Here is a 19401-nt window from a genome sequence, read left to right on the forward strand (position 1 = left end):
GCCTTGTAACCGAGCTTCAGGGACGGGGTGTCGGGCATGTGGGGCTCCTTCGGGTCGTAGCGGTGTGCTTGATGTGTGTCGCGGTCATGCGCTGATGTACTTCTCGCCGAACCGGGCGATCGACTCGCGCTTGGCGTCCAGCGGGGCGTCGTATCCGTGGCCCTCGATCAGCCACGGGATGACGATGACATCGGTAACCCCCGCGTCCTCGAGTTGGGCGAAACCGCGGGTGCCGTACCGGTCGGTGCAGGCCACCTGAATCTCGAACGGCCGGCCGTCCCCGCGGTCGGCGAGGGAGCGGCCGTCGGCCTCGAGCAGTTCTCCGAGGCGGGTGATGGTGGCGGCGATCTCGTCGAATCCCATCATCGCCGAGGTCCACCCCTGGCCGATCCGGACGGCTCGGCGGAGCGCCGGAGCGGTGTGGCCGCCCACGTAGAACGGCACCTGGGCCACGGGCGGCGGGTCCAGTGTGAGGCGGTCGAAGTCGAAGTGCTCACCGTGGTACTCGAACCACCCGCCGTCACCGGCCAGGCGGATGATCTCGAGCATCTCGTCGACCCTCTTGCCACGTCCCGGGTAGGGGACTCCGCACCACGCGAACTCATTGGGGTCCCATCCGATCCCCACCCCCAGGTCGATGCGTCCGCCGGTCAAGTGGGAGACCGTGGACAACTGCCGCGCCAGCAGCAGGGGCTGACGGGGTCCGAGTTTGAGGACCTGCGGGCAGAACCTGATGGTCGAGGTGGCGACGCCCATCGCGGCGATCGCGGTCAGGGGTTCGACCCACGGGGTGTGCTCGTCCCACATCCGCGCCCCGTCGGGCGTGTACGGGTAATCGGTGTCCTGCCGGTGGGGCAGGAACAGCGAATCGGGAAGCGTGACGCGGGCGAAGCCCGCGTCCTCGGCCGCGCGGGCCAGGCCGAGGAGTTGGTCGATCGGGCTGAACGCGACCGGAACGGAGAACTGCATGATGTGACCTTCTTCCTCGAGCCGGAGGGTCGGCCCGCCACCGCCACTGTAGTCACTTGTGTACATAAACTGTAGTCAATTGTGTACACCGCTGTATCGTCGGCTCCGTCACCCGCCGCCACCACCCCGAAGGACTGACCGCGGACAGCACCGACATGGGCATCAGCACCACCGGCGAGTGGCGCGCGGTCGAGGCGTCGGCGGCCTCGACGGGCGAGACCACCCTGCGCGAGTTGTACGACCGCGGCCCCCACCGCGGGAGCCGGACCAGATTCCTCCACCACCGCCCTCATCGCCCCTAACCAGGCCGACCGCGGGCGTGAGCGGGCTTGAGTGGGCGGGCGGCCCGCGGCTAGCCCGCGGTCTCGTACTTCGCGGCCAGGCGCGAGAGCGTCTCGGTGATGCCGGAGGCGTTCTGGTCGGCGACCCCGATCTTCTCGAAGACCTTGCCGATCTTCGAGGGCCGGGGGTCGAAGCACTCGGTGACCTCGGTACGGCCGTCCGCGGTCGGGGTGAACTCCCAGCGCCAGCGGTGGCCTGCGGGGTGCGCCCACTCGATCACCTTCCGCTCGGGCGAGTCGACGAACTCGGTGACCGTGCTGGTGATGCGGTACGGGACGCCGAACATCCGCATCGCGGTGGTGAATTTGGCGCCCTCATACAGGGTCGACGGGCCCTTGACGTTGTCGCGGACGGTCCCCGACCCGTCGATGAGGCCATGCTTTCGCGGATCGGTCAGGAGCCCGAACAACTCCTCGGCGGAGGCGTTGACGGTGACACTCCGGGCGACCACACGGGGCCCGCGGTCGACGGTGGTGATGGCGGCCATGGCGGATCAGTCCTTCCAGAGATCTCGGGCTCGGATCACACCACGATAGGGCCGCGGACGGTACCGCAGTGGTCGGTCGTCAGTACGCCGTCCGCCGCGCCACGTCACGGCACAGTTCGGCGACACTCCCCACGACCACACCGATGCCCGCACCGGTCACCAGCCAGAGCGCCAGGTCGGGGGCGCCAGCGATCGCGAGGCCGAGAACGGCGCCGACCCCGGCACCATAAATGAGCCCCAGCCCGACCAGCGGTCCCGCCGCGTGCGACCTCATGCTCCCAGGTTAACGCCCCGAGGGGGCTCGGGGTGGGTTCGATCGGCCCTCGTGAGACCACTTTGAGCCCCACCACCGGTACGCCGGGCGACGTCAGATCGCCTCCCCGGGTGTCGCGCACCGGACGTAGGGTGCCGACATGCGAGTAGGTCGGGTCGCCCAACTGGGGCGCCATCCCGTGAAGTCTATGCGCGGCGACCGGCTGCACTCGGCCGAGTTGACCGGGCCGTGGGGGCTGCCCGGCGACCGCGGCTGGGTGGTTCGCGGCGAGGACGACGGGGAGCCCCTGTCCGCGAAGAAACTGTCGGGTCTGCTCGGCTTCCACGCCCGCTACGCCGAGGAACCGCACTCGGAATCGACCCCGACCGTCGAGGTGACGTTCCCGGACGGCCGCGTCCTGCGCAGCGATGACGATCGCGTCCACGACGCACTGTCCGGCGCACTGGGCGCACGGGTGCGGCTGTGCCCCCGCCCGCCCACGCCGGCCGGACCCGACGACGACGGGGCCCCGCCGCGGGGTACGTACTTCGACGCCATGCCGCTCTCACTGCTCACCACGACCGCGATGTCCACCCTGCAGTCCGCCCTCCCTGACTCGGCGATCGACCCGCGCAGGTTTCGCACAAACCTCATCGTCTCGACCTGCGCGGATGCCACCGGCCACCCCGAGTTCGACTGGGTGGGCAGTCGACTGCACATCGGTGAGACGACCTGCGAGGTGGTGATGCGGATCCCCCGCTGCCGGATGGTCACCCTGCCGCAGGCGGACCTGCCCCACGACCGCACGATCCTGCGCACGTCGGCGCGCGACACCGACGCCACGCTGGGGGTCTATCTGAGGGCGATCACGCCGGGCACGATCCGCGAGGGCGACGAGGTCCGACTCCTCTGACCGTCCCGCCCCACCTGCTCCGAGAGGCGCCGGTTCAACCCGGTCACCTACTCGATCCAGCGAGCGCACACCTCGTCGTCGCACCCCGTCGCCTGTACACCCCACTGGAGACACGAACGGACCGGTAAGGGCTCGTCAGAGTGGGTACGGTGGCCTCATTATGGCCCCTTCCCGCGCCCCCTCACCCGACCCGCAGCTGGTGGCCGCCGTGATCGGTGCCGGCGCTATAGGTGGCGCGGTGATCCGGGCCCTCGAGCGGGGCGACGTTCCCGGTGCCCGGCTGGGCGGTGTGATCCGTTCGCGCGCCACGGACGAGGAGATCACTCACACGATCGAGGCGGCCGACGTGGTGGTCGAGGCCGGCGGCGTCGAGGCTACCGAGGAGTTCATCCCGCGGGTGACGGCGGCCGGGAAGGACATCGTCGTCTGTTCCTGTGGGGTGTTCGCCCGCCACGAGGACCCGCGTGATCTCACCGCCGGCGAAGCCGGGTCGGGGCGCGTGCTCGTGCCCGCCGGGGCGATCGGCGGGCTCGACATCCTCTCGGCGGCGGCACGCGCGGGCTCTGACGATGCCCGGCTGCGGCACCACACCATCAAGAGCCCGGCCGCACTGAACGTCGCCGAGCAGCTCACCGGACGTCGGGAGGTGTTCCGCGGCTCGGCCCGTGAGGCGGCGCTGGCGTTCCCGCTCACCTCCAACGCCTCGGTCGCCCTCGCGCTGGCCACGGTGGGGCTGGACCGGACCGAGGTGATCGTGGTCGCCGACCCGGAGGTCCAGCGCACCCGTCACGTCGTGGAATGGGTGTCGCCGATCGGCCACTACGAGCTGCAGTTCGAGAACTCCTTGAACCCCGACTCCGGTGGCCGCACCTCGGCGATCACCGCCTGGTCGGTCGCGGAGGTCCTGTCCTGTCTCGCGGCCGGGGCGGGGCCGGGCGTGGTGGTGCTCAACCAGGTCCCGGGTCGCGGGTAGCCGGTAGCGGATGCCGGATGACCTGACGAGCCAGCGCAACCGGGCAGGGGTGCGCTGGCGCCGCTCGATGTCAAGCGCTGTGGCTTATGCGCCCTCTCTGGTCCATTTTCCCAGCACAACCCCCTCTGAAACGTGCATTTCGGCAGCGTAGGGCAACGGGGCAGCGCAACTGGTGGAAGGTGTGCTGCCGTGATGTACGCCCGGGCCGCGGGGCGCGTCGCGAGGTGATAGACCGGCCGGTGACAGGCCGACCGGTGGAAGCTCGACCGCCGAGCCCCTAGCGTGTGGGTCCCAGTCAACGAGAGGTGCGACTATGACCAACGCCCGACCGTCAGACCCGGATCCCGCCCAGAGCCCGGACGTGGATGACACCGGTTCCGCCCCCGCCGGGGTGACGCCGGACTCCGACTCGACCTCGTTGCAGTCGGACAGTGCGGCCAGGAAGCAGGCCCCCACGGAGCGGCAGAGCCCGACTCCTCAGCCGGGACGCACGAGTCCCGTCGTGTGGATCGTGGTCATCGCCATCGTCGTCCTCCTCCTGGTGGTCGGCCTCGTCGGCTACGCGTTCGAGGTGTTCTAGAGCCATGCCCGCCGCGTTCGACACCGTGATCGTCGGGGCAGGCAATGCCGGGGTCTCCCTGGCGGCCCGCCTCAGGCGCGATGGCGTGGGCGGCATCGCGCTCATCGACCCCAGCCCGGTGCACCGCTACCGGCCGATGCTGAACTACGCCGCGGCCGGGCAGGCACGCATGTCCCGCTACGAGCGGGCCATGGCGACCGTGGTCCCGGACGGGGTCGAACTCGTGCCGCACGCAGCCACCCGCGTCGATCCCGACGCCCGGACCGTCTCCCTCGACAGCGGCGCGTCCGTCAGCTACCGCGACCTGGTGTTGTGCCCCGGTCTCACCCCGCACTGGGAGGAGATTCCGGGACTGCAGGAGGCCTACGTCGACGGCTGGGCCGTATCCGCCCACGTGCCCGAGTACGCCGGTCGGGCATGTGCCGCCCTCGTGCGTGAACGTGAGGGCACCGTGGTGTTCTCGGTTCCGCCCGAGCCGGCATCCTGCGGCGGGACGGTGCTCAAGGCGATGTTCCTGGCGTGCGACCGGTGGCGGCGCGCCGAGGTGCTCGACCGGATCGACGTGCACCTGGTGACCCCGTTCGGCGGACTGCTCGGACTGGAGAAGATCGACTCCCGATTGCAGCCGTTCATCGAGGACTACGGCATCACGGTGCACGCCGACACACGGGTGACCGCCGTGGACCACGCTGCCCGGACCGTCTCGCTCGACGGCCCCGCCCCGGTGACCCTCGAGCACGTCAACCTCGCCTACGTCACCCCGGACAGCCGCGCACCGCGATTCGTCGCCGACTCGGGCCTGGCGACGGGCGACGCCGCCACGCTCGTCGAGGTGGACCCCCGCACCCTGCGCCACACGCGCCACGAGACGGTGTGGGGACTGGGGGACGCCGCGACCGTGGACACCCGCCCGTCCGGTGGCGCGTTGCGCGACCAGGTCGCGGTGGTGGCCGACAACCTGCGCGCCGCCCGCGACGGTGAGCCGCTGAAGGAGTACGACGGCTACACGGTCATCCCCGTGGCCGTGAGCAGGGGCCGACTGGTGCTCGACGAGCACGACCGGGACGGCCGGCCGGCCCCGTCGGTGCCGGGGATCGACCTCTTCGCCCCGCGACGGATGACGTACGCGTTCGACCGGTTCGTCCAGCCCGTCGTGTACTTCCGCAAGCTCTTGCGCGGCCGGGTCTGACCCGGCGACCGGTCCGTCGCCGAGGTCAGTGGGTGGCCAGTTCGATCTCGTCCCGTCGCGCCTGCGGGAGTTCACTGCCGCGACCGAGATCCACCTGCACGTGGTGGAGCGTGGCGCCGCGGACCGGGAACGATCCCTCGTACGCGGTGCTCACCGCGCTCCCCCGACTGCGCCCGATGTCGAGGGTCTCGTTCATGCTGAACATCGCGGGGGCCGTCACGGCGATGCGCCCCTGCCCCACCTGCTCACCGTCGACGAGCAGGCGCAGGTCCGCGCCCGCCGCGATCCCTCCGTCGTAGGCGAACTCGAGCTCGACGGTGCGCGCACCCGCGGCGAGCGGTTCGCTGCCGGCTGCCCGGCCGTGGTGGCGACCGAAGAAGTTGTACTCGAAGACGGGCACCCCGTCGACGATGTACAGCGTCATGCCACCGAAGCGGCCGCCCAGGCTGAGCAGCACACCCTCGCAGGACCCGGCCGCGGGGGAATCGCCTCCGTGGACCTCCAGCGCCGCCGTGAGACGGAACGCACGGTTGAGCAGCTTGGGCGCGGCCTTCTCGTTGAGCCCGTCCATGTGCGGGTACAGGGTGATCGACGAGCGGCCGCCCATGGGGTGGGGTGGGCGGTTGTCGACGCCGGCCTGGCGTCCCACGGTGCTGTCGTCCAGCGGCAGGACGTCGTACCGCGCGGCCTCGGCGATGAACTTCATCGTCAACCGCTCGAGGATCTCGGGGTGCTCTGCGGCGAGGTCACGGGACTGCGACCAGTCCGCGCGGGTGTCGTAGAGCTCCCATGTACTGTCCGCCAGCGGCGTGAGGTCGACGCCGGAGGTGGCCATCAGCCAGGGCGCCCGTTGCGCGGTCACGGCGGTCCACCCGTGGTCGTAGATCCCGCGGTTGCCGAAGATCTCGAAGTACTGGGTGGTGTGCCGGTCCGGGGCGTCGGGCTGGTCGAAGGTGTAGGTCATGCCCACCCCCTCCAACGGCTTCTGCGCCACGCCGTCCACGGTGTGCGGCATCGGCAGGCCCGCGGCCTCGAGGATGGTGGGGGCGATGTCCACGCAGTGGTGCCACTGGTGGCGCAACCTGCCCGGCTCGGCGATCCGGCCCGGCCAGTGCGCGACGAGGGCGTTCCGGGTCCCGCCGTAGTGGGAGGCGACCTGTTTGGCCCACTGGTAGGGGGTGTTCAGCGCCAGTGCCCAGGACGACGGGAAGTGCGGGTACGAGTCGGGGCCGCCGAGATCGTCCCACTTGGCCAGCAGTTCCTCGGTGGTCGAGGGCAGCCCGTTGAGTCCGGCGAGGTAGTTGAACGCGCCCAGCCGGCCGCCCTCCGTGGAGGCGCCGTTGTCCCCGACCATGTACAGGACCAGGGTGTTCTCCAGCGCACCCGTCGAGTCGAGATGGTCGATGAGTCGCCCCACCTGGTCATCGGTGTGCTCGAGGAACCCGGCGTACAGCTCCATGAGTCGGGCGGCGACCTTTTTCTCGTCGTCGTCGAGCTCGTCCCAGTGCGGCAGACCGGGCGCCCATGGTCCCAGCTCGGTGTCCTCGGGGACCACTCCTAGTTCCTTCTGGCGCGCCAGGGTCCGCTCGCGCAGGGCGTCCCAGCCGTCGTCGAACTCGCTGGCGTACCGGTCACGGTAGGACTCGGGGACGTGCAGCGGCGCGTGGACCGCGCCCAGCGGCAGGTAACAGAACCACGGCATGTCGGGGGCCACGGCGGAGACGTTCTCGACCCACTGGACGGCGTGGTCCACCAGGTCCTCGGTGAGGTGGTATCCCTCCTCCGGCGTCCGGGGCGGGTCCACCTGCCGACGCCCGTCGTAGAGGACCGGGGTGAAGTGGTCCGCCTCGGCGCCCAGGAACCCGTAGAAGGTGTCGAACCCCTCCTCGGTGGGCCAGCGGTCGAACGGCCCGGCCGCCGTGGTCTCCCACGGCGGGGTCTGGTGCATCTTGCCGAACGCGCCGGTGGCGTAGCCGTTGCCGCGCAGCACCCGGGCGATGGTGGCCGCCGAGTCGGGCCGCATGCCCGTGTATCCGGGAGCGCGGGTGCCCATCTCGGCGATCACGCCCATCCCCACGCTGTGGTGGTTGCGCCCGGTGAGGGTCGCGGCGCGGGTCGGCGAGCACAGCGCGGTGGTGTGGAACCGCGTGTACCCCGCCCCGTCATGGTTGAGGCGCTCGAAGGTCGGCGTGCGGCAGGGGCCCCCGAACGCCGAGGACGTGCCGAACCCCACGTCATCGAGCATCACCAGCAGGACGTTGGGCGCCCCCTGCGGTGGGCGGATCTGCTCGACGCCGGGGAACCTGTCCTGCTGGTCGCGGCGGTCCATCTCGGCGGGCACCCGACCGGCGAGCCGCCGCACGGGCAGGACGTGACGGTCGAGACCGGCCTCGGGGAACGCGTCGCCTGACGGGCTCATGCCGGCACGTCCCCGACGATGGCGACGCGCTCCATGACCCGACGATGGGGGAAGTAGTCGCTGCACGCGTAGTGCTGGGTGGCCCGGTTGTCCCAGAACGCCACCGTGCCCGGGGCCCAACGCAGGCGTGCCTGGAAGTCGGGCATCTTGACCTGGTCGAGCAGGCGCCGCAACAACTCCCTGCCCTCGACCGGGTCCATGCCGTCGATACCTGTGGTGAACAGGCTGTTGACGAACAGGAGTCTGCGGCCGGTCTCGGGGTGCGTGCGGACCACCGGATGGTGCTGCGGCGGGTAGCGCTTCTGCATCTCGGCGAGCTTGTCGGGGGACATACTCCGGCCGAACGACGGCGTGAAGTCGTGTGTGGCCGTCAGCCCGTCGATCCGCTCCTTGATCTCGTCCGGCAGCGCGTCGTAGGCGTTGCCCATGTCCGACCACAGGGTGTCGCCGCCGGCATCGGGGACCTGGATCGCCCGCAGCACCGACCCCATGGGGGGCCGGTCCTGCCAGGTGACGTCCACGTGCCAGATGTTCTCCATGCCCGGGTTGTCCTGTCCGCGGTCGAACCTCACGACCTCGGGGATCTCCCCCTGGTCGAGGAGCGGGTGGACCTCCAGGTCACCCCAGTGGGCGGCGAAGTCGCGGTGCTGGTGGGCGGTGACGTGCTGTTGGTCCCGGAAGAAGAGCACCTTCCTCTCGAGGAGCGCGGTCTTGAGTTCGGAGATCTGCTCGGGTGACGGGGCGGCGAGGTCGACGCCCTCGACGTCCGCTCCGATGAACGGGGTTACGGGCCGCACGCCGATGTGGTGGTAGGTGGCGGGCGGGGCATCGTCGGCCGTCAGCCGCATCCGCTTGGGGCCGAACTCGATGTCGTGATCGCCGATCGTGACCTGCATGGGGGTTCCTTCCGTGGCCGGTGGGCCTGGTCGAGGGGACGACGCGCGAGGCGTAGACAATTGTCTACAGCGTGCTCAACCGTGACTGTAGACGATCGTCTACAGTGGCGTCCATGGATCTCCCCGAATCGGATCGCCCCGTCGGACGAGACGCAGTACGCCGCGCCGTTCTCGGTACCGCCCGCCGGATCTTCGCGGCCCGCGGGCCGCGGGCGCCCCTGCGCCTGGTGGCCGAGGCCGCGGGGGTGAACCTCGGTCTCATCCACCGACACATCGGGAACAAGGACGACCTGTTGTCGGCGGTACTCGAGGACGGCCTGTGGCACGGCACCGCCCGGGTGGGAGACCACGACGATGCCGGCCGGGCCGTGTACTCCATGCTCACCGGAGCCGTCGAGAACCCGGATTTCAGCCGCCTGTTGGTGTGGCTGTCCCTGGATCCGGACGCCGTGTCGCGGCCGCTGATCGACGCCTCGGTCCGGCCCGCCGGCGCGGTGTCCCGCATGACCGATCCCCCGCCGGCCGGCGAACTGCACCTCGCGCTCGCCCTCACGGTGATCTATGCCTGGCCGGTTCTGCGCGACCAGATCCTCGACGTCCTGGACGTCGGAGCCGCCGACCGCGAGGGCGTCGACACGCGGATGGCGGAACTCCTGTCCGAGGTGGTCACGGGCCGGGGAGCCGGGGAAGGACGATGACGACGACGAGGGCCTGCTGCGCACCGGGCGCCCCGCCCCCTCCGGACGGGCCGAACCTGCGGGGCCCGCGGTCCCCGGGCCGTGGAGCCGACCGCCCCCGCCGGCAGGTCCTGATTCCCCGCGGGACGTCGGTGATGGGCGACCACTTCGACGAGGGGTACCCCGACGACGGGGAGCTACCCCTGCACGAGGTGAGCCTGCGCTCGTTCCGGATGGACGAGTGCGCCGTCACCAACGCCCAGTTCGCCAGGTTCTGCAAGGACACCGGGTACGTGACCGACGCGGAGGACCTCGGCGTCTCGCCGGTGTTCCATCTCGCCGTGGAGGCCGACCCGGCTGACGTCCTCCACCACCTGGATTCCACGCCGTGGTGGGTGGCCGTGCGGGGAGCCGACTGGCGCCACCCCGGCGGGCGAAGGTCCTCGATCACCGCTGTGCAGAACCACCCGGTCGTGCACGTGTCCTGGAACGACGCGACGGCCTACTGCGAATGGGCGGGGGCCCGCCTGCCCACCGAGGCGGAGTGGGAGTACGCGGCACGGGGCGGCCTCGCCGGGGCCCGCTTCCCGTGGGGCGACGAGCTGACCCCGCGCGGTCGGTGGGGACTCAATGTGTGGCAGGGACGGTTCCCCTCCCACAACACGCTCGACGACGGCCACCTGACGACCGCCCCGGTACGCGCGTTCCGGCCGAACGGATACGGCCTGCACCAGATGGTCGGCAACGTGTGGGAATGGTGCGCCGACGTGTTCGACCCCGGCTACTACGCGGTCTCGCCCCGAGAGGATCCCCGCGGTCCGCGCCCCGACGAGAGCCCGGGCGACGAGACGTGGCGCGTGATGCGGGGAGGTTCCTACCTGTGCCACGAGTCGTACTGCCACCGATACCGGGTGGCGGCCCGATCCGCGAACACCGCCGGTTCAGCTACTGCCAACCTCGGCTTCCGGTGCGTCCGCGACGTGTGACTCCCCTGGTCCGACCCCTGCACGCAGCGCGGCCTCGACCATGTCGTAGAGATGGGCGACGACCTTGTCGAAGTCGGCGTTGACCACGGCGTTCCGGGCGTCCCGACGGTCCTCGTAAACGGCCAGTGCACCGGTGAACATCTGGGTGGCCAGGTCGATACGTTCGAACGCCACCCGCCGCGGCAGGTGGGAGAGCACATCGATGAGGCGCACCACCACGTCGTCGGTCGCGGTGCGCAACTGCGCCTCCGGGATCCCGGGGGCCATGACAGGTCCGACCCGCTGCAGGAACCGTGCGTAATAGGTGGACTCGGGTTGGGACCGGAGCAGCTCGACGATCGGCTCGAACAGCACCCGCACGAGAGCCGCGAGGTCGGTGCCCAGGCCCTGCTCGTCGATCTCCGCCAACCGCTGCCGGCGATCGACGTCGAGGGCGGTCAGCCGGCGCCGCAGCACCTGCAGGATGAGACCGTCGCGGCTGCCGAAGTGGTACTGCACCGCGGAGTTGTTGCGTTGCCCGGCGGCGGTGGCGACGTCGCGCATCGAGACACGGTCCAGACCGCGCTCGCTGATCAGTTGCTCGGCGATCTCGAGCATCGCCGTCTTGGCGTCCCTCGCCTGGGCGGCTCCCTCGACCGAGGGTTCATTCGTCGGGTCCATCGGGCCCCTTCCTCCGCCTTGATTGAACACGTGCCCATACCGCCGCCGGACCGGGCCGGTCGGCGTCGATCAGATCTTCGCCGCTCCGGGGCTCCACTTGCGGCCGGCGGCCTCGCCCAGCTGGTTGAAGCTCAGCACCGTGAGGAACAGGACGATGGCGGGAATCCCCACCAGTCCGGGGTACCTCTCGAAATCGGACTGACCGGCGCTGATCATGTTGCCCCACGTCGGTTCGGGCCGAGGAATGCTCAGCCCCAGGTAGCTCAGCGAGGCCTCCGCGACGATCAGCACCGCCACGAGCATGAAACTGTAGGACAGCACCGGCGCCACGATGTTGGGGGCCACCTCGCGCAGCATGATGCGGGTCTCGCCCGCACCGAGCGACCGGGCGGCGGTGACGAACTCGCGGCCGGCGAAGCTCATCGCGTTGGCGCGGACGAGCCGTGCGTACGACGGCACCACCATGATGCCCAGCGCCAGGGTGACGTTGAGCAGGGTCGGGTCGAGGACCGTGACGATCGCGATGAGCAGGATGAGCGACGGGAACGCCAGCAGGACGTCGCTGATGATGGAGACGATCCGGTCGGCCCAGCCGCCCTTGTAGCCGGCCACCAGGCCCAGCGCGCCGCCGATGAGGGCGCCGATGACGACACCGCCGATGCCCACCACGATGGAGACCCGGGCGCCGTAGAGCAGGCCGCCGAGGATGTCGAGGCCCTGACGGTCGGTGCCCAGGGGATGCGCCGTGAGCAGATCCGGCGGCAGCAGGGACCGGGTCGTCAGCGCGAACTGCGGGTCGCGCGCCTCGGCCAGCGGCAGGAAGTCGACGATCAACGCGCCGAGAACGATGAGGGCGGTCCACCCGAGGGCGAGCAGGGTGCCGACCGCGGAGAGCTTCGGCAGGCGCAGCGTGCGCCGGGCGGGCGCCTCCGCGGCGATGGTCGCGGTCGCGGTCGAGGCGACGGTGGAACGGGTGGGGTCGTTGTCAGCCACGGCGGATCCTCGGGTCGATGAGTGCATAGGTGACGTCGACGGTCATGTTGACCACGACGTAGAAGACGGCGATGACGATCACGCCGCCGAGCACCACGGGCAGATTGTCGTTCTGGACGGCGTCGACGATCATGCTGCCCATACCGGGCAGGTTGAACAGCCGCTCGACGACCACCGTCCCGCCGATGAGGCGACCGAGGCTGATGCCGGCGAGGGTGATGATCGAGACCGTCGACGGCCGCAGGGCCTCCTTGACCAGGACGTGGCCGGTCGGCATGCCCTTCGCGCGCGAGGACAGGACGAAGTCCTGCTGCAGGGTCGAGATCATGTCGGTCCGCAGGACGCGGGTGAAGATCGCGACCTCCATCAGCGCGAGGGTGAGCGCGGGCAGCATGATGCTGCGCAGGTTCTCCCCCAGCCCCTCGGCCAGCGGCGCGTAGCCCTGGCGGGGGAACTCGGGCAGGAACAGCGCGATCACGGCGATCACCCCGCCCACCGCGAGACCGGCGATGAGGGACCGGCCCCAGGTGACGCCGGGTGCCCCGCGCCCGCCCCGACGGCCCAGCGGCGACAGCGCCACCACCAGCCCGATCACGACGGCCGCGCCGAGGATGAGCTGCTGCGCGAAGGAGTGGTTGAACACCAGCAGGTAGATCAGCAGCAGGCCGGCCACGAAGCTGGGCACCGAGATGAACGCGAACGCCACGACCGAGGCGACCTGGTCGAACACCCCACCACGGCGGTAGGCCGACCACACCGCCACCGGGACCGCGATCGCCAGCGACAGGATGATCGACAGGAACGCCAGCTGGATGGTGACCGGCAGCGCGTTGCCGATCATCTCGGTGACCGGCTGATTGGGCGGGATGAGCGAGTTGCCCAGGTCGGCCGAGGCCATGCTGCCGACCCATTCCGCGAACCGGGTGGTGACCGGGTCGTCGAGACCCAGCTCCTCCCGGGCTGCCTGGTATTGCTCCGCGGTCGCGCCCGGCCCCACGGCGGATGCCGCGGAGTCGCCGGGAACGGCCTCCATCAGGAAGAACGCGCCGATGGTCGCGAGTACGACGACGACGACCGCGTGCAGAGCGCGTTCGCCAATGAACCTGAGCACGTGGGGAGACCCCTTCGTTTGAGTCACCGCATGAGGCGGCTTCTTAATCACCTTGACGTGGACACCCTATGCCGTGATACTCATCACAGCAACACGTTCTAAGCAGTTGTCTTAGATCCCCGTCCGAGACACCAACCCCAGGAGGCAGCTATCGCCGCCGCAGCACCCAGCGGACACGGGCCTTCGGACCCCGACCTGCTGCTCGAGGTCCGGGACCTGCGCACCCACATCGACACCCCCGACGGTCGCATCACGCCCGTCGACGGGGTGAACATCTCCCTGCGCCGGGGCGAGACGATCGGCATCGTGGGCGAGTCCGGCTCGGGCAAGTCGATGCTCGTGCGGTCGATCATGGGCATCGCGCCAACCACCGCCCGCGTCGATCAGGGCTCCACGGTCCGCTTCGACGGCCGGGACGTCCTGTCCCTGTCCCAGCGCGAGGCGCAGAAGTTCTGGGGCCGCGAGATCGCCATGGTGTTCCAGGACCCGTTGACCTCGCTCAACCCGATCCGGACCATCGGGCGCCAGATCACCGACCCGCTGCGCCACCACCTGGGACTGAGCCGCCGCGAGGCCACCGACCACGCGGTCGAGCTGCTGACCCGGGTGCGCATCCCCTCACCGCGCGCCCGGCTCTCCGAGTACCCGCACCAGCTCTCCGGCGGCATGCGCCAGCGGGTCGGCATCGCGATCGCCCTGTCCTGCTCGCCCAAGCTCCTCATCGCCGACGAGCCCACGACCGCGCTCGATGTGACGGTGCAGCACGAGATCCTCGACCTGCTGCACGGGCTGCAGGCCGATTCGGACATGGCGATGATCCTCGTCAGCCACGACCTCGCGGTGGTCTCGCAGCACACCGACAGGATCGGGGTCATGTACGCCGGACGGTTCCTCGAGGTGGGCGACACCCGGGCCCTGCTCGACGAGCCCGCACACCCGTACACCGGGGCGCTGCTGGACTCGATCCCGCGTCCCGACCTGCCGCCGCACACCCGGCTCACCGTGATCGAGGGACGCCCGCCGAACCTGCGGGAGATGCCCGCCGGCTGCCGGTTCGCACCCCGCTGCCCGCGTGTGGCCGACGACTGCCTCGCCGTGGACCCGCCGCTCGAGGACCTGGCGACGGCACCCGACGTGACACCGCGGTTCGGTGTCCCCATCGCTGAAATCCATCGCGCCGCGTGCCATCACCCGCTCGTCCCCGCCGCTTCCAGCACCACCAGCGAGGCATCATGACCGTCCCCTCCCCTCACCTCACCGGTTCGGCCGAGCCGGAGAACGCGCGCCCTCCGGCCGATGCCGACGTCGTCGTCGACGAGCACGGGGCCGACAAACTCGTCGTCGACCACGTGACCGTCGAATACCACACCCGCAAGGGCACGGTCCACGCCGTCTCGGACGTCTCCCTCACGGTCCCCCGCGGCTCCACACTGGCCCTGGTCGGCGAGTCCGGCTGTGGAAAGTCCAGCCTCGGCCGGGCGATGCTGCAGCTGCCCCGCCCGAACTCCGGGCGCGTGATGGTCGACGACACCGACCTGTGCTCGCTGTCCGGGGCGGCCCTGACCCGGGCCCGCAAGATGATCCAGATGGTCTTCCAGGACCCCGTGTCCTCCCTCAACCCGCGCCGCAGGGTCCGCGACATCGTGGCCGAGGGCCTCGAGATCCAGGGCGTCGACGGTGGACGCGAGGAGATCCGGCGCCGCGTCGACTCCGCCCTCGAGGCCGTCGGACTCGACCCCGAGCACGCCGGCGGCCGCCGCCCGTCGGAGTTCTCCGGCGGGCAGTGCCAGCGCATCGCCCTGGCCCGCGCACTCGTCCTGGAGCCCGAGGTGCTGGTGTGCGACGAGCCGGTCTCGGCCCTCGACGTCTCCGTGCAGGCACAGATCCTCAACCTCCTCGAGGAGATGAAGGAGCGCTACCGCCTGACGATGATCTTCATCTCCCACGACCTGTCGGTGGTGCACAACATCGCGGACCGCGTGGCGGTGATGTACCTCGGCACCGTCTGCGAGGTCGCCGACACCGAGTCGCTGTACCGGGCCCCGGCCCACCCGTACACGATGCTCCTCATCTCGTCCGCGCCCACGCTCGGCGGCACGCTCGCCGACACGCTCGGCGAGGACTCCATCACCGCGACCAGCTCCGAGCTGCCCTCGCCCCTGAACCCCCCATCCGGATGCAGATTCCGAACCCGGTGCCCACTGGCCACCGACATCTGCGCCACCGAACGCCCCCCGTTGGTCGACATCGCACCCGGCCACCAGGTCGCGTGCCACCACCCACTCCAGGAGAATCGATGAAGCGCACCACCAGCGCCATGGCCGTCCTCGCGGCCGCCGCCCTGACCCTGTCCGCCTGCGGCGGCGGGGAGGAGTCCACCTCCGCCTCCGGCGGCGCCGAGGGCCAGGCCCCCGACCAGTCCGAGCGGTGCACCGAGGACCGGGCCGGCGGCGAGATCACCGTGGGCGAGTTCTCCATGCTCCCGTCCTTCGCGCCCGGCCAGGGCCAGTACGGCGTCCGCGGCGGCGCCCAGTCGGCGGCCGTCTACGACCGGCTCATGGTGTGGAACCCCGAGGCCGAGGAGTTCGAGCCCAAGCTCGCCGAGTCCCTCGAGGCCAACGACGACAACACCGTGTGGACCCTCACCCTGCGTGACGGCGTCACCTTCTCCAACGGCGACCCGCTCACCGCGGAGGACGTCGCGTTCACCGTCGGCCTGCACAAGGACCCCGCCACCCGGTCGGTCGCCATGACCGACGCGATGGAGATCTCCGAGACCCGCGTGGTCGACCCCCTCACCGTCGAGTTCACGCTCGCCCGGCCGTGGGCCGGTTTCCCCGTCGCGCTCGCCGGCACCATCGGCGAGGTCATCCCCAAGAACGCCTACGAGGCCGCCGACCCGCAGGAATGGGCCCGCAACCCGATCGGCGCCGGCGCCTTCACGGTCGGCAACTACATCCCCGACCAGGAGACCGTCCTCGAGCCCAACCCGGACTACTACGGCGGCCCCGTCTGCCCGACCCTGAAGTTCATCCGCATCCCCGGCTCCCAGGGCACCTACGACGCGTTCCAGACCGGTGAGCTCCAGGTGGGCTTCCTGCGCGGCGCCAAGTTCGTCAACATGGCCACGGCCGACGACGTCCGCGGCTTCGAGGAGATCATCAGCTCCGGCTCGGTCATCAACATGAACTCCGGCAAGGCCGGCTACGACGGCGTCCTCACCGACGTCCGCGCCCGCCAGGCCGTCGCCGCCGCCATGGACCGCGACCTGTGGAACCAGCGCCTGTACGACGGCGAGGGTCAGCCGACCTCCGCCCTGGTCGCCGAGTCCTCCCGCCTGTTCGACGGCCAGGAGGGCCCGACGTACGACGTCGAGCGTGCGAAGTCGCTCGTGGAGGAGCTCAAGGCCGACCGCCCCGACTGGGACGGCTCCCTGCGGATGCTCATCTCCGACGGCCCCGAGAACATCGAGGCCGGCGTGGTCGCCAAGGCGCTGCTGGACGCGGCCGGGTTCAACGTCCAGATCGAGAACGCCCCGGTCTCCCAGGTCACCGCGCGTCAGTTCACCGGCGACTACGAGATCGTGATCGGCGGCCTGGCCACCTCGGACGCCGACCCGGCGTCCACGTTCGCCAGCGCGTTCACCCCGACCGGCGCGACCAACCTCACGGGCATCGACGACCCCGAGCTCACCGCCGCGGTCAACGAGCTCAAGGCCGCCGCGGACCTCGACGCCCAGAAGGAGGCGATGACCCGACTGCAGGAGGTCTTCAACGAGGTGCAGCCGTTCACCGTGATGGCCAACGCCGAGCAGTACGTGGCCGTCTCCGACACGGTCGGCGGACTCACCCCGACCCTGTCCTCGACCGTCCTGTACGACGGGGCCTTCGTGAAGGAGTGATCACTCCCCCGCGGCCCTGACGGGCCGCCCCCGTACCACACAGACGTGCCCCGGGCTCCCGCCCACCGGTGAGAGCCCGGGGCATCTCTGTGCCGGAAACACCTATGAGCGGCGGGCCGACCGGCCCGCCGCCCCTCACGATCAGGAGAACAGATGACCCGCGCCACCAGCGCCCTGGCCGTCCTCGCCGCGACCACCCTCGCGCTCACCGCATGCGGAGGCGGCGGAGCCGATCCCACCGCCTCGGCCTCCGGCGCCACCGCCCCGGACCAGTCCGAGCGCTGCACCGCCGACCGCGTCGGCGGCACCATCACCATGGGCGAGTACGCGATGCTCCCCTCGTTCGCGCCCGGCCAGGGCCAGTTCGGTGTCCGCGGGGCCACCGAGTCCGCGGCCGTCTACGACCGCCTCATGCGGTGGAACCCCGAGGCTGCCGAGTTCGAGCCCAAGCTGGCCGAGTCGCTCGAGGCGAATGACGACAACACCGTGTGGACGCTCACGCTCCGCGACGGCGTCACCTTCTCCAACGGCGATCCGCTCACCGCCGAGGACGTCGCGTTCACGATCGACCTCCACAAGGACCCGAAGACCGTCTCCAACGCGATGACCGACGCGATGCAGGTCGAGCAGGCCCGCGGGTGGACCCGCTGACCGTCGAGTTCACGCTCACCGAGCCGTGGGCCGGCTTCCCGATCCTGCTGGCCGGGACCGCGGGCGAGGTGATCCCCAAGGACGCCTACGAGGCCGCGGACCCCGCCCAGTGGGCCCGCAACCCGATCGGTGCCGGCGCGTTCACGGTCTCCGAGTACATCCCGGACCAGGAGCTGGTGCTGGAGCCCAACCCGGACTACTACGGCGGACCCGTCTGCCCCACCCTCGAGTTCATCCGCATCCCCGGCTCCCAGGGCACCTACGAGGCGTTCCAGACCGGCGAGGTCCAGGTCGGGTTCCTGCGTGGCGCCAAGACCGTCACCGCCGCCCAGGACGCCGGCGACCGGGGCTTCGAGACCATCACCAGCGCCGGCTCCATCGTCAACCTCAACGCCGGTAACGCCGGATACGACGGCGTCCTCACCGACGAGCGGGCCCGTCAGGCGTTCGCCATGGCGCTCGACCGGGAGCTCATCGATCAGCGCCTCACCGGCGGTCTCGGCCAGCCCACGTCCGCCATCATCGCGGAGTCCTCACGCTTCTACGACGGGCAGCAGGGCCCCGAGTTCGACGTCGAGCAGGCCACCGCTCTCATCGACGAGGTCAAGGCCGACCGTCCGGACTGGAACGGCGAGCTCACCCTGCTCGTGGCGGACAGCCCGGAGAACATGGAGTCCGGCGTGGCGGTGAAGGCGCTGCTCGACGCGGCGGGCTTCAACGTCACCATCCAGAGCCAGCCGGTCGCGCAGGTCGTGGCCCGCCAGTTCACCGGCGACTACGAGGCCGTCATCGGCGGGCTGTCCCCCTCGGACGCCGACCCGGCCTCCACCTTCGCCAGCGCCATGACCCCCGGTGGCTCACTCAACATCCCGGGCGTCGACGACCCCGAGCTCACGAAGGCCGTGACCGCGTTCAAGGCCGCCGGCGACCTCGAGGCGCAGAAGGCCGCGGCGACCGACCTGCAGGAGGTCTACAACCGGGTCGTGCCGTTCGCCGTGATGGCCAATGCGCAGGAGTACGTGGTGGTCGACGACTCCGTCAAGGGCGTCTCGCCGAGCCTGTACTCCACGATGTTCTTCGACGGGGCGTTCGTCCAGGAGTAATCGCGCGGCCCGCCCGCCTCTCGAACGCCGACGGCCCCGGATCCCGGAGACATCTCCACGGGATCCGGGGCCGTCGGCTGTCCGGGGTGGCGCGAGGCGGGGTGGGGCGGGCGGGCCAGGCGGACAGCAGCCTCGCCGCTCACAGCCGCGCCCCTCACAGCCGCGCCCCTCACAGCCGCGCCTCAACGTGGCGTCTCGCGCGCACCGCGGGGTGGGCGAGACGCCACGGCCAGGAGCGGCTGGTGAGATCCCGTGCACTTCCGGGAGCGAGACGCCATGCCAGGGGGCGGCTGCGCCG

General features: G+C 70.6%; 20 protein-coding genes. 12 read left to right on the forward strand and 8 right to left on the reverse strand.

The features are described from left to right. Nucleotides 1-84: 84 nt before the first annotated feature. Nucleotides 85-969 (reverse strand): TIGR03619 family F420-dependent LLM class oxidoreductase, encoded by an 885-nt coding sequence (locus G6023_RS02725; RefSeq protein WP_120282945.1) that lies wholly within the window; start codon nt 967-969, stop codon nt 85-87. A gap of 155 nt (nt 970-1124) precedes the next feature. On the opposite strand from G6023_RS02725, the gene G6023_RS02730 reads away from it, so the two are divergent. Continuing rightward, entirely contained in the window at nt 1125-1271 is a 147-nt protein-coding gene (locus tag G6023_RS02730) for a hypothetical protein (protein WP_167492397.1), read from the forward strand. A gap of 50 nt (nt 1272-1321) precedes the next feature. On the opposite strand, the gene G6023_RS02735 is transcribed toward G6023_RS02730, so the two are convergent. After that, nucleotides 1322-1798, reverse strand: coding sequence for an SRPBCC family protein (locus tag G6023_RS02735; protein WP_132063098.1), 477 nt, complete (start codon nt 1796-1798; stop codon nt 1322-1324). Nucleotides 1799-1877: 79 nt separating this feature from the next. Next, nucleotides 1878-2072 carry a hypothetical protein gene (locus G6023_RS02740; protein ID WP_132063099.1) on the reverse strand — a complete coding sequence of 65 codons (195 nt, stop codon included), beginning with the start codon at nt 2070-2072 and terminating at the stop codon, nt 1878-1880. 139 nt (nt 2073-2211) lie between these two features. Between G6023_RS02740 and G6023_RS02745 the strand changes: the two genes are divergently transcribed. From G6023_RS02745 to G6023_RS02760, 4 genes are all read left to right on the forward strand, one after another. Then, entirely contained in the window at nt 2212-2964 is a 753-nt protein-coding gene (locus G6023_RS02745; protein WP_132063100.1) for an MOSC domain-containing protein, read from the forward strand. Between the two features lie 160 nt (nt 2965-3124). Next, complete coding sequence (locus G6023_RS02750) at nt 3125-3937, forward strand: aspartate dehydrogenase domain-containing protein (RefSeq protein ID WP_182634028.1); 813 nt, start codon at nt 3125-3127, stop codon at nt 3935-3937. A gap of 313 nt (nt 3938-4250) precedes the next feature. After that, nucleotides 4251-4517 carry a hypothetical protein gene (locus tag G6023_RS02755; protein ID WP_067716453.1) on the forward strand — a complete coding sequence of 89 codons (267 nt, stop codon included), beginning with the start codon at nt 4251-4253 and terminating at the stop codon, nt 4515-4517. Between the two features lie 4 nt (nt 4518-4521). Then, on the forward strand, nt 4522-5706 hold the full coding sequence (locus tag G6023_RS02760) for an NAD(P)/FAD-dependent oxidoreductase (protein ID WP_182634029.1): 1185 nt from the start codon (nt 4522-4524) through the stop codon (nt 5704-5706). Between the two features lie 25 nt (nt 5707-5731). Here G6023_RS02760 and G6023_RS02765 read toward each other — a convergent pair whose 3' ends face one another. Next, nucleotides 5732-8125 carry a sulfatase-like hydrolase/transferase gene (locus G6023_RS02765; protein ID WP_182634030.1) on the reverse strand — a complete coding sequence of 798 codons (2394 nt, stop codon included), beginning with the start codon at nt 8123-8125 and terminating at the stop codon, nt 5732-5734. Then, nucleotides 8122-9021, reverse strand: coding sequence for a TauD/TfdA dioxygenase family protein (locus tag G6023_RS02770; RefSeq protein WP_119192572.1), 900 nt, complete (start codon nt 9019-9021; stop codon nt 8122-8124). The genes G6023_RS02765 and G6023_RS02770 overlap by 4 nt, the downstream gene beginning before the upstream one ends. Nucleotides 9022-9134: 113 nt before the next feature. On the opposite strand from G6023_RS02770, the gene G6023_RS02775 reads away from it, so the two are divergent. Further along, nucleotides 9135-9719 carry a TetR/AcrR family transcriptional regulator gene (locus G6023_RS02775; protein WP_182634031.1) on the forward strand — a complete coding sequence of 195 codons (585 nt, stop codon included), beginning with the start codon at nt 9135-9137 and terminating at the stop codon, nt 9717-9719. Beyond that, nucleotides 9716-10684, forward strand: a complete 969-nt coding sequence (locus G6023_RS02780; protein ID WP_182634032.1) for a formylglycine-generating enzyme family protein — start codon at nt 9716-9718, stop codon at nt 10682-10684. Before G6023_RS02775 ends, G6023_RS02780 begins: the two co-directional genes overlap by 4 nt. Here G6023_RS02780 and G6023_RS02785 read toward each other — a convergent pair. From G6023_RS02785 to G6023_RS16240, 3 genes are all read right to left on the reverse strand, one after another. Then, a complete protein-coding gene (locus G6023_RS02785) occupies nt 10640-11344 on the reverse strand; it encodes a TetR/AcrR family transcriptional regulator (RefSeq protein WP_067716442.1) in 705 nt (234 codons plus the stop codon). The genes G6023_RS02780 and G6023_RS02785 overlap by 45 nt on opposite strands. Nucleotides 11345-11413: 69 nt before the next feature. Continuing rightward, the gene (locus tag G6023_RS02790) at nt 11414-12337 is read right to left on the reverse strand and encodes an ABC transporter permease subunit (protein WP_132063105.1); all 924 of its coding nucleotides are present in this window, start codon (nt 12335-12337) and stop codon (nt 11414-11416) included. Continuing rightward, nucleotides 12330-13448 (reverse strand): ABC transporter permease, encoded by a 1119-nt coding sequence (locus G6023_RS16240; RefSeq protein WP_120282963.1) that lies wholly within the window; start codon nt 13446-13448, stop codon nt 12330-12332. The genes G6023_RS02790 and G6023_RS16240 overlap by 8 nt, the downstream gene beginning before the upstream one ends. A 267-nt stretch (nt 13449-13715) precedes the next feature. Between G6023_RS16240 and G6023_RS02800 the strand changes: the two genes are divergently transcribed. The 5 genes from G6023_RS02800 to G6023_RS02815 all read left to right on the forward strand — a co-directional run bounded on the left by G6023_RS02800 (nt 13716) and on the right by G6023_RS02815 (nt 19103). Next, nucleotides 13716-14684 (forward strand): oligopeptide/dipeptide ABC transporter ATP-binding protein, encoded by a 969-nt coding sequence (locus G6023_RS02800; protein WP_132063106.1) that lies wholly within the window; start codon nt 13716-13718, stop codon nt 14682-14684. After that, the gene (locus tag G6023_RS02805; RefSeq protein WP_119192567.1) at nt 14681-15748 is read left to right on the forward strand and encodes an ABC transporter ATP-binding protein; all 1068 of its coding nucleotides are present in this window, start codon (nt 14681-14683) and stop codon (nt 15746-15748) included. Before G6023_RS02800 ends, G6023_RS02805 begins: the two co-directional genes overlap by 4 nt. After that, entirely contained in the window at nt 15745-17349 is a 1605-nt protein-coding gene (locus G6023_RS02810; protein WP_132063107.1) for an ABC transporter substrate-binding protein, read from the forward strand. Before G6023_RS02805 ends, G6023_RS02810 begins: the two co-directional genes overlap by 4 nt. Nucleotides 17350-17502: 153 nt before the next feature. Beyond that, a complete protein-coding gene (locus G6023_RS16120; RefSeq protein ID WP_277817495.1) occupies nt 17503-18000 on the forward strand; it encodes an ABC transporter substrate-binding protein in 498 nt (165 codons plus the stop codon). Then, nucleotides 17988-19103, forward strand: a complete 1116-nt coding sequence (locus G6023_RS02815) for an ABC transporter substrate-binding protein (protein WP_347570704.1) — start codon at nt 17988-17990, stop codon at nt 19101-19103. The genes G6023_RS16120 and G6023_RS02815 overlap by 13 nt, the downstream gene beginning before the upstream one ends. Nucleotides 19104-19401 lie beyond the last annotated feature (298 nt).

The sequence above is a fragment of the Dietzia sp. DQ11-71 genome (assembly GCF_014144995.1).
GTDB classification, from domain to species: domain Bacteria; phylum Actinomycetota; class Actinomycetes; order Mycobacteriales; family Mycobacteriaceae; genus Dietzia; species Dietzia kunjamensis.

Bases quoted from the DNA above. Each gene is read 5' to 3' on its own strand.
- G6023_RS02745 (WP_132063100.1), top strand. From the start codon at position 2,212: ATGCGAGTAGGTCGGGTCGCCCAACTGGGGCGCCATCCCGTGAAGTCT.
- G6023_RS02750 (WP_182634028.1), top strand. From the start codon at position 3,125: ATGGCCCCTTCCCGCGCCCCCTCACCCGACCCGCAGCTGGTGGCCGCC.
- G6023_RS02730 (WP_167492397.1), top strand. From the start codon at position 1,125: ATGGGCATCAGCACCACCGGCGAGTGGCGCGCGGTCGAGGCGTCGGCG.
- G6023_RS02755 (WP_067716453.1), top strand. From the start codon at position 4,251: ATGACCAACGCCCGACCGTCAGACCCGGATCCCGCCCAGAGCCCGGAC.
- G6023_RS02770 (WP_119192572.1), bottom strand. From the start codon at position 9,021: ATGCAGGTCACGATCGGCGATCACGACATCGAGTTCGGCCCCAAGCGG.
- G6023_RS02725 (WP_120282945.1), bottom strand. From the start codon at position 969: ATGCAGTTCTCCGTTCCGGTCGCGTTCAGCCCGATCGACCAACTCCTC.
- G6023_RS02785 (WP_067716442.1), bottom strand. From the start codon at position 11,344: ATGGACCCGACGAATGAACCCTCGGTCGAGGGAGCCGCCCAGGCGAGG.
- G6023_RS02740 (WP_132063099.1), bottom strand. From the start codon at position 2,072: ATGAGGTCGCACGCGGCGGGACCGCTGGTCGGGCTGGGGCTCATTTAT.
- G6023_RS02780 (WP_182634032.1), top strand. From the start codon at position 9,716: ATGACGACGACGAGGGCCTGCTGCGCACCGGGCGCCCCGCCCCCTCCG.
- G6023_RS16120 (WP_277817495.1), top strand. From the start codon at position 17,503: ATGACCCGCGCCACCAGCGCCCTGGCCGTCCTCGCCGCGACCACCCTC.
- G6023_RS02805 (WP_119192567.1), top strand. From the start codon at position 14,681: ATGACCGTCCCCTCCCCTCACCTCACCGGTTCGGCCGAGCCGGAGAAC.
- G6023_RS02810 (WP_132063107.1), top strand. From the start codon at position 15,745: ATGAAGCGCACCACCAGCGCCATGGCCGTCCTCGCGGCCGCCGCCCTG.
- G6023_RS02775 (WP_182634031.1), top strand. From the start codon at position 9,135: ATGGATCTCCCCGAATCGGATCGCCCCGTCGGACGAGACGCAGTACGC.
- G6023_RS02735 (WP_132063098.1), bottom strand. From the start codon at position 1,798: ATGGCCGCCATCACCACCGTCGACCGCGGGCCCCGTGTGGTCGCCCGG.
- G6023_RS02760 (WP_182634029.1), top strand. From the start codon at position 4,522: ATGCCCGCCGCGTTCGACACCGTGATCGTCGGGGCAGGCAATGCCGGG.
- G6023_RS02765 (WP_182634030.1), bottom strand. From the start codon at position 8,125: ATGAGCCCGTCAGGCGACGCGTTCCCCGAGGCCGGTCTCGACCGTCAC.